8 protein-coding genes, 1 tRNA gene and 1 pseudogene are annotated in these 7,697 nt (G+C 68.2%); 7 read left to right on the forward strand and 3 right to left on the reverse strand.

What is annotated here, in order from left to right:
* Nucleotides 1–48: 48 nt before the first annotated feature.
* Nucleotides 49–1,219, reverse strand: a pseudogene (locus CCN51_RS42725) (IS110 family RNA-guided transposase).
* A gap of 351 nt (nt 1,220–1,570) precedes the next feature.
* On the opposite strand from CCN51_RS42725, the gene CCN51_RS42730 reads away from it, so the two are divergent.
* The 7 genes from CCN51_RS42730 to CCN51_RS42760 all read left to right on the forward strand — a co-directional run bounded on the left by CCN51_RS42730 (nt 1,571) and on the right by CCN51_RS42760 (nt 6,374).
* Nucleotides 1,571–2,734, forward strand: coding sequence for a helix-turn-helix domain-containing protein (locus CCN51_RS42730; RefSeq protein ID WP_014180070.1), 1,164 nt, complete (start codon nt 1,571–1,573; stop codon nt 2,732–2,734).
* 109 nt (nt 2,735–2,843) lie between these two features.
* Entirely contained in the window at nt 2,844–3,257 is a 414-nt protein-coding gene (locus tag CCN51_RS42735; RefSeq protein WP_043487703.1) for a hypothetical protein, read from the forward strand.
* Nucleotides 3,254–3,448 carry a hypothetical protein gene (locus CCN51_RS42740; protein ID WP_014180068.1) on the forward strand — a complete coding sequence of 65 codons (195 nt, stop codon included), beginning with the start codon at nt 3,254–3,256 and terminating at the stop codon, nt 3,446–3,448. The genes CCN51_RS42735 and CCN51_RS42740 overlap by 4 nt, the downstream gene beginning before the upstream one ends.
* Complete coding sequence (locus tag CCN51_RS42745; protein WP_014180067.1) at nt 3,445–3,654, forward strand: hypothetical protein; 210 nt, start codon at nt 3,445–3,447, stop codon at nt 3,652–3,654. The genes CCN51_RS42740 and CCN51_RS42745 overlap by 4 nt, the downstream gene beginning before the upstream one ends.
* Nucleotides 3,655–3,883: 229 nt before the next feature.
* A complete protein-coding gene (gene tgmA, locus CCN51_RS42750) occupies nt 3,884–4,138 on the forward strand; it encodes a putative ATP-grasp-modified RiPP (RefSeq protein WP_014180066.1) in 255 nt (84 codons plus the stop codon).
* Nucleotides 4,139–4,161: 23 nt separating this feature from the next.
* Nucleotides 4,162–5,124: an ATP-grasp ribosomal peptide maturase gene (gene tgmB / locus CCN51_RS42755; protein WP_014180065.1), complete on the forward strand. Its 963-nt coding sequence runs from the start codon at nt 4,162–4,164 to the stop codon at nt 5,122–5,124.
* Nucleotides 5,121–6,374, forward strand: a complete 1,254-nt coding sequence (locus CCN51_RS42760; protein ID WP_014180064.1) for a methyltransferase domain-containing protein — start codon at nt 5,121–5,123, stop codon at nt 6,372–6,374. Before tgmB ends, CCN51_RS42760 begins: the two co-directional genes overlap by 4 nt.
* 37 nt (nt 6,375–6,411) lie before the next feature.
* Here the strand turns inward: CCN51_RS42760 and CCN51_RS42765 are convergent, their stop codons facing one another.
* Complete coding sequence (locus tag CCN51_RS42765) at nt 6,412–7,107, reverse strand: type 1 glutamine amidotransferase domain-containing protein (RefSeq protein ID WP_014180063.1); 696 nt, start codon at nt 7,105–7,107, stop codon at nt 6,412–6,414.
* A gap of 265 nt (nt 7,108–7,372) precedes the next feature.
* A tRNA-Val gene (locus CCN51_RS42770) sits at nt 7,373–7,447 on the reverse strand.
* Nucleotides 7,448–7,697: the final 250 nt, after the last annotated feature.

Here is a 7,697-nt window from a genome sequence, read left to right on the forward strand (position 1 = left end):
CTCGTCTGGCCTTTCGGGCCGAGCGAGGGGGCATCTCAATGCCCGTTGTCAAGCCGCTGCGGGAACTGGCGGGGTGAGGCTGAACGGCCGTTTGTCCCGCAGCATGGCCCACAGAACGTCGACTCTACGCCGGGCCAGCGAGAGGACTGCCTGGGTGTGAATCAGCCCCTCGCCTCTCTTCTTGCGGTAGTAGTCCTGGGACGGGCCGGGCAACGTCATCGACACGTGGGCGGACATGTAGAAGATGTGCCGCAGACGTCGGCTGTAGTTCTTGGGTCGGTGTAGGTTGCCGGTCTTGCGGCCGGAGTCCCTGGGAACGGGGGCAAGGCCGGCGTGCGCGGCAAGTTGACCGGCGTCCCTGTGGCTGGTCATGTCGCCCACGATGGCGAGGAGTTCGGTGCCGAGGATCGGCCCCATGCCCGGCAGCGACTCGATGATGGCGGCACGTTCGTCGGTGCGGAACAAGGCGGTGATGCCCTGCTCGTTCTCCTTGATCCGCTCGTCGAGTTCGAGGATGCGGTGTGACAGCTGCTGCACGAGCTTCGCCGCCAGGTCCTCGCCGGGCAGCGTCGTCCGCTGCGATGCCGCGGCCTCGACGGCCCGCTGAGCAAAGGCGGCGGCCCTGCGGACGTTGCGGCGCGCGAGCCAGTCCGTCAGGCGCTTGGGCCCCATCCGGCGGATGGCCGCCGGCGTCTGGTAGCCGGTCAGCAGGATCAGCCCGGGGCGCTTGCGGTACTCGAAGGCCCGCTCCAGGGCCGGGCAGATGCCGACCAGGATCTCGCGGAGCCGGTTGATCAGCCGCACCCGTTCGGCGATCAGGTCGTGGCGGTAGCCGACGAGCAGTTGCAGCCCGCTGGTCAGCTCTACCGAGGGCTCGATGGGCCGGAAGTCGCGACGCATCCGGGCCAGGTCGGCGATGATCCGTGCGTCCTTCGCATCGGTCTTTCCCTCTCCGCGGTAGGCCCCCGTCATGCGGTTGACGGTCTTGCCGGGGATGTAGACGACCGGCTGTCCATGGTCGAGCAGGAGAGCCAGGAGGAGGGCTGAGGGGCGGCTGGAGACGTCCACCGCCCAGCGGACCTCGTCCGCCATGGCCAGCACGTCAGCGAGGAACTTTCCGCGACAGCAGTCGTTCACCCTCGCCGTCGATGGCCACCGCCCAATGGTGGCCCTTGCCTGCGTCGATGCCCACCCAGATCAGCTGATGTCTCGTGCCCAACGTGCGTCCTCACCCCTAGTGACCTGCGTTTTCGTGGTCCGAGGGACACCCCGCCGTCGAAGCCTTAGTCAGCGATGGGTCGCAACTCTCAATCAGCAGTCAGAGCGTCCAAGGGAACCGGGCGGCCATGCCCCGGGAGCCATCTGCGCGGCACTTCATCATCAGCCACACCCGGTTCCCCCGGACCACACCAAACCTTCCCAAGTCCCCTTAGAACCACACCAACGGTTCTAAGGCTTTCGTCATGCCCGGGCAGCACGACGGCCCCCAGGGTGATCTGGAGGCCGATCGCTGCATCCCCGGGTTCTCCCGGAGTACCGTCTGAATGTCGAGTTCAGAACGGAGTTCAGTATGCCCGAAGAAACTCACATTGGCGCCCGGCTACGCAAGATCCGCAAGCGGCGTGGTCTGAGCCAGCGGGACCTGGCTGTCGCCTCCGGGGTATCGCTCTCCCTCATCAGGAAGTTGGAGCAGGGAACCCTCGACGACACTCGCATGGAAACGGCCCACCAACTCGCCGTCGGCCTGCGCGTCCCCACCAGTAGCCTGCTGGAACGCGATGACGAGGAGAGCGCGGACGACACGGCCGGGCAATGGCGTCCGCTCCGGCAGGCCGTCCAGATCGCCGCCCTCCACGAAGGCGAGGCCCCCACGGTGGATGGCGTCCGCGCCATGTTGCCCGAGGTGCGGGCCGCCTACTTCGACAATCGGTTGGGCGAACTCACCGGCCTCCTCTCTCCTCTGCTACGCGACGCTGACGCGCTCGGCGACACCACCGACGCGCGAGACGTACGGTCCCACCTGCTGCAGATCGCCGGATCGACACTCACTCAGGTCCGCCAGTACAGCGCGGCAGAGACCGCGCTACGCCGCGCTTTGGACGACGCGCCGGACCGGCTTCGCGCTGCGGGAATCATCGCCACCTGGAGCTGGCTGCTCGTCCGCCAGGGCAAGCTCGCCGCCTCCCGGGAGCTGGCCACTCGGTGGGCTGACGACGTCGAGCCGCGACTGTCCCGCGCAACTCCTGAGGAACTGGCCGCATGGGGCTGGCTGCTGATGCAGGCATCGGCCGCCAATCTCCGCGACAACCGTCGAGGAGAGGCGGACGACACGATGCGGCTCGCGCGGTCCGTCGCGGTCCTGATGGGACGCGAGTTGCCGCGGGGTACGGAGCGGCTGACGACGTGGGGCCCGGCCACGGTGCGGTACAAGGCGGCGGAGCGACACATCGTCCTGGACCAGCCGGACCGAGTGCTGCGCGCGGCAACGCGCCCTGGCGGCCTGGCGGTCTCCACGGAGTATCACCGGCACCGGCTTGATGTGGCGAAGGCGCACGTGATGATGCGGCAGTACGGGGAATCGATTTCGGTGCTGACCGAGGTGAACGTCAACGCGCCAGAGTGGCTGGCCAGTCAGCGGTATGCGCGCGACATTTTGTCCGATGTGGTAGCGAAGCGAAGGACACTAACACCCGAAATGCGCACCTTGGCCGACGCGGTCGGCCTACCGATGTAACTCTCCTTGTCACTTCCGTCGGCGGCTCCGCAGAAGTGCCATTGAGGTGTGACGTGCGTCTCACTTAGCGTCACGGCACGGACACACGTCACCCTCAGGGGAGCCGACCATGACAATCAGAGCCTTGCCGTGGACACCGCCGAGCGGCCGCAGCGCACAGCTGCAGCCCGCTGGTAAATCGTGGGACGCCGTGCGCGTCCCCCACCTCCTCGGCAAACGGGCCTTGGAATCGCTCGGCGAGGCCACGGGCGCCGTGATCGAGAACCCCTACGACGGGGTGCTGTACTGGCTCACCACCCCCGGCACCGCCGACCAGTACGACATCGACTGGCCGCCCGGCGTCGAAGTCTGGGGGGCGACCGCCTTCATCGAGGTGCCCCCCGTCGACTGCCGGAAGGGACCGGGCGTTCGCTGGCGCGTACCGCCCCGGGACCGGCACCTCACCGACCCGGCGGCACTCCTGGCCGCACTTCAGGCTGCGGCCCGCGAAGCGATCGGCCCCCGCGAGGAGGGCTCCCGGTGACGCAGTTCTGCTACCGCTGCGACAAGCCCACGCGAGAGCCGATCACCGTGGTCCGTTTCTCGGCATCCGGGCCCGGCTGCCTGCGCCACCTGTGCCCGGACTGCAACCACCGAATGCCTCCCCCCGACGCGAACCTCTACGACGTCCTCGTGGCCCTCCAGCTCAGCCGTAGCGAGAGGTTGGCGTCGTGACCGCCCCGGCCGACGCCCGGCGCCTGTCCCCGTACTGCCAGATGTACAACGACCAGCCCGACACCACGCCCGACGAGATCCACGCGTTCTGCAAGGGCCCGGGCGAGGTTCGCTTGGCGCCGGTCCCGCCCGCGACCCGCGGCCTACTCATCTTCACCGTCCGCTGTGACTGCGGCTGCCACAAGACTCCGCCCGCCGAGGGCTGAAGTCGGACGCCACATAGACCGGTGGGCCGCTGGTGGTCCGGTTCCCCCGTCCCGGACCAGCGTGTGTCAGCGGCCCACCTCCCAGCGTCCGCCCGCCTCCATCTCGCCCCGGAGGCGGGCGGGCACGCAGCCCCCGCTCCGGCCGCTCGCCGATTGGTGAGGACGGCCGGCCGGAGCGGGCCGCAAATGCACGACGACCGAAGATCTACATCCTGAAGGAGAGCGCATCATGGCACCGACCCACACCCTCGATCGCCCGGCCACCTCGACCGTCAGGCCGTTCGGCCTGTCCAAGACCGTCCCGGTGACGGGCGAAGCGTTCGTGATGCCGGCCCTGCACCTCTGCCCGGAGCGGCAGATCAGCGTGACCGAGACCGGGACGCCGTTCATCAGCGAGCCGTCGATGAAGACGAAGCTCACGACGACGACGCAGACCAAGGAGGACAACCAGCTGGCGACCGACACGGCGAACGACACGGACTGACGGCTGACAGAAGGATCTGAACCATGACCGTCCTGGTGCTGACCCGGCCCGATGATTCGACCGCTGACCTGGTCATAGCGGAGCTCAACGAGCGATCCGTACGCGTACATCGTCTCGACCCCGGTGACTTCCCGGAGAACCTGACCGTGTCGGCCCGGATCGGCCCCGACCTGACGTCGTGGCAGGGCGTCTTACGCGGTCAGCACCGGGACGTGTCTCTCAGCGACATCCGATCTGTGTACTACCGGCGCCCCGGAGCGCCCCGTCTCCACCCCGACATGTCCGAGCAGGACGCACGATGGGCCCAGGCCGAGGCGCAAGCCGGGTTCAGCGGGATGACGTACTCGCTGCCCTGCCTGTGGGTGAACCACCCGAACCGCAACGCGCTCGCTACGTACCCGCCCGTCGCCCTGGCCGCAGCGGCCCGCGGCGGGCTCGCTGTCCCCCGCACGCTGATCACCAACGACCCGGACCAGGCGCGCAAGTTCGTCTCCGCGCTGCCGGGCCAAGTCGCCGCGTACAAGGCGCTCGGCACCACCCACCCCAGCGACCAGGACGACCGGCCGCAGGCCCTGTGGACGACGCAGGTCCGGCCGGGTGAGATCGATGAGTCCGTCAGGCGCACCGCGCACCAGTTCCAAGAGTGGGTGGACAAGGCGTACGAGGTGCGGCTCACCGCGGTCGCGCACAGCTTGTTCGCGGCAGAGATCCACGCGGGCTCAGACGCCGCCCGCCTCGATTTCAGGTCGGACTACGGCAGCCTGACGTTCAAGCCCTGCCACGTGCCCGAGCGCATCGCCGGGGGCGTCCACATGCTGATGTACACGTTCGGCCTGCAATACGTCGCCCTGGACTTCCTCGTTAACCCACAGGGCCACTGGTACCTGGTCGACGTCAACCCCAACGGGCAGTGGGGATTCATCCCGGACCTGAGGGCGCCCATCACCCGAGCACTCGCTGACCTACTGGAGAGGGCCCACACATGATCACCGAAGTACCGTCGGCTGACGAGCTGCGGCAACACATGGCCGACCACCTGGTGAGGGCTGGCTGGGTCCGGACCAAGCCGTGGCGTGCCGCCTTCCTGAGCGTCCCCCGCCACGAGTTCGTCCCCGAATTCTCCGTCCGCGCGCAGGGCAGCCTGCACAGGTACAGCAAGGGCGACCCCGCGTGGCTGGTCACGGCCTACCGGGACGTCTCCCTGCTGACCCAGTTCAACAGGGACGGCATCGCCACCAGTTCGTCGACGCAGCCCTCCCTCATGGCCCACATGCTTGAAGCCCTCGACGTCCAGGACGCGGACACCGTGCTGGAGATCGGCGCAGGCACCGGCTACAACGCCGCCCTGCTCTCCCACCGCCTCGGCAGCGACAACGTCGTAACCGTGGACGTCGACCCCGACCTGGTGGCGGTCGCGAAGACGCGACTGCGCGAGGCCGGGTACGAGCCGACACTCGTCGTCGGCGACGGGACGGTTGGCTGCCCCGAACGGGCGCCGTACGACCGGCTTCTGGCGACGTGCGGCGTCGGCAGGATCCCGAACGCCTGGCGAGAGCAAGTCCGCCCGGGCGGGGTGATCGTGGCCAATATCGGCTGCGGCATCGCGCGCCTGTCCGTGACGGCCGACCACTCGGCCGACGGCCGGTTCCTCCCCGAGCTGGCCAACTTCATGACCGCCCGGTCGAGCCCTGACACTGTGGGGACCGCCACGGGGCGGCTCGTGCAGCCGCTGCTGACGTGGTCCGACCAGGCCCGGGAGATCACCATTCCGGCGAGCCTGGACGCTGCCATGCCGCAGCTGCTTGCTTCGCTGGTCCAGCCGGGGGTCGTCGAGTTCGCCCTGGCGGACGATGACGGCCGGCAGATGCGATGCCTTTTCGACCCGGTCACCTCGTCGTGGGCGCGTATCGCCATGACCGGGGTCCAGTCCGCTCGGCTCGACCACGGCGGCCCCCGTGATCTGTGGGCCGAGCGGGAGCCGCTGATCAGTTACTGGCGGGATGCTGGGCGGCCGGGGCATGACCGCTATGGCCTGTCGGTCTCCGTGGACGGTGCTCATACGCTGTGGCTGGACGAGCCGGAGGGTGCGAGTTGGCGGCTGTCTGACCGTCGGCGGCCGGAGCGTTCGCCCCGGCCGGCTCCCTGGCCCGCGAGCGTACTTCGGCCCGCGCCGACCGGCCGCCCCGGTGATCGCGGCGGCGAAGGTCACAGCAAGGACGGTCCCAACAGGCCATAAGCGCAGGCCGCGCCGTTCGGTGCGGCGCCGAGGCGGTTCACGACAGGGCCTCGACAAGCTCTTTGGCGAGAGGACCCGAGGAAGCGGGGTTCTGTCCTGTGAAGAGGTTGCGGTCCACGACCGTGTACGGCTTCCAGGCGGGACCCCGCGAATACTGGGTGGGCAGCTTCTTCAACTCGTCCTCCAGCAGCCACTTGGCTTTGTCGGCGAAGCCGACGCCGATCTCCTCCTCGTTGCAGAAACCCGTCACCCGGTAGTTCGCGAAGGGCGTGTTGCCGTTTGTGTCTCGGGTCGCGAGGAGAGCAGCCGGGGCGTGGCAGACGATGCCGAGTGGTTTGCCGGAAGCGAGTGCCTTTCGCAGCAGTGATGCGGAGTCGGCGTCGACCGAGAGGTCTTCCATCGGGCCGTGACCTCCGGGGTAGTAGACCGCGTCATAGTCCTCGAGGCGCACTTCTTTGAGGGAGATGGGGTGCCGCAGCTCATCCGCCGCCTCAATGACGGCCTCCTCCCGGAGGGCGTTCTCCTCGCCGCCCGCCATACGGGGCTCCAGGCTCATCGTGTCCACAACGGGGACGGTCCCACGCGGAGTTGCCACGGTGACCTCGTGTCCGGCGTCGGTGAACACGCTGTAAGGCGCAACGAACTCCTCGGCCCAGTACCCGGTGGGGTGTCGGTGCCCGTCCTTCAGGGTCCAGTAGCTCGCGCCGGTCAGCACGCAAAGGATCTTGGCCATAGGACGCTCCTTTGGCAGGTTGCCCTGGAAACGGCGTGGGGCGACACACTTAAACGCGCACAACAAGTGTGAGCAGGCACCTTGGAGGCTGCAACTTGATCGGCATCGTAAAACGTCAAGTGGTGATCAATGCAGAGGGCGGTCCGGCAGGAGCGCGAGGCCCTGGGGCGCGGCGATGTCGCCGGACGCCACGGCCGCCGCCGACGTTGATGTCATCTGTGGATGTCGAAGACCCCCGACCGGGATCGGCTGGGGGTCTTTTCACTGGTGGGCGCAGACGGGTTCGAACCGCCGACATCTGCCTTGTAAGGGCAGCGCTCTACCGCTGAGCTATGCGCCCGGGATGAGGTGCCAGCCTACCCTGTCCGCGCCGCACCGCCGCAATCCAGTAGGTGAGGGAAAGAACGGGCCTGATCGCGAACCATCCGTCATGCCTGTTCGTCAGTGACGGGTGGGAGAATGACAGCCGGGCCTGGGGCGATCCATGTGGGAGAGGGAAGTGGCGGCGACATCCGCGCAGTCTGCACGTCCAGTACGTCGTCCGCGTCCAGGGCATGGTCGGGGTCCAGCGCACCGCCTGGGGGCGAGGT

It is taken from the genome of Streptomyces milbemycinicus (assembly GCF_002154605.1).
Lineage (GTDB): Bacteria > Actinomycetota > Actinomycetes > Streptomycetales > Streptomycetaceae > Streptomyces > Streptomyces milbemycinicus.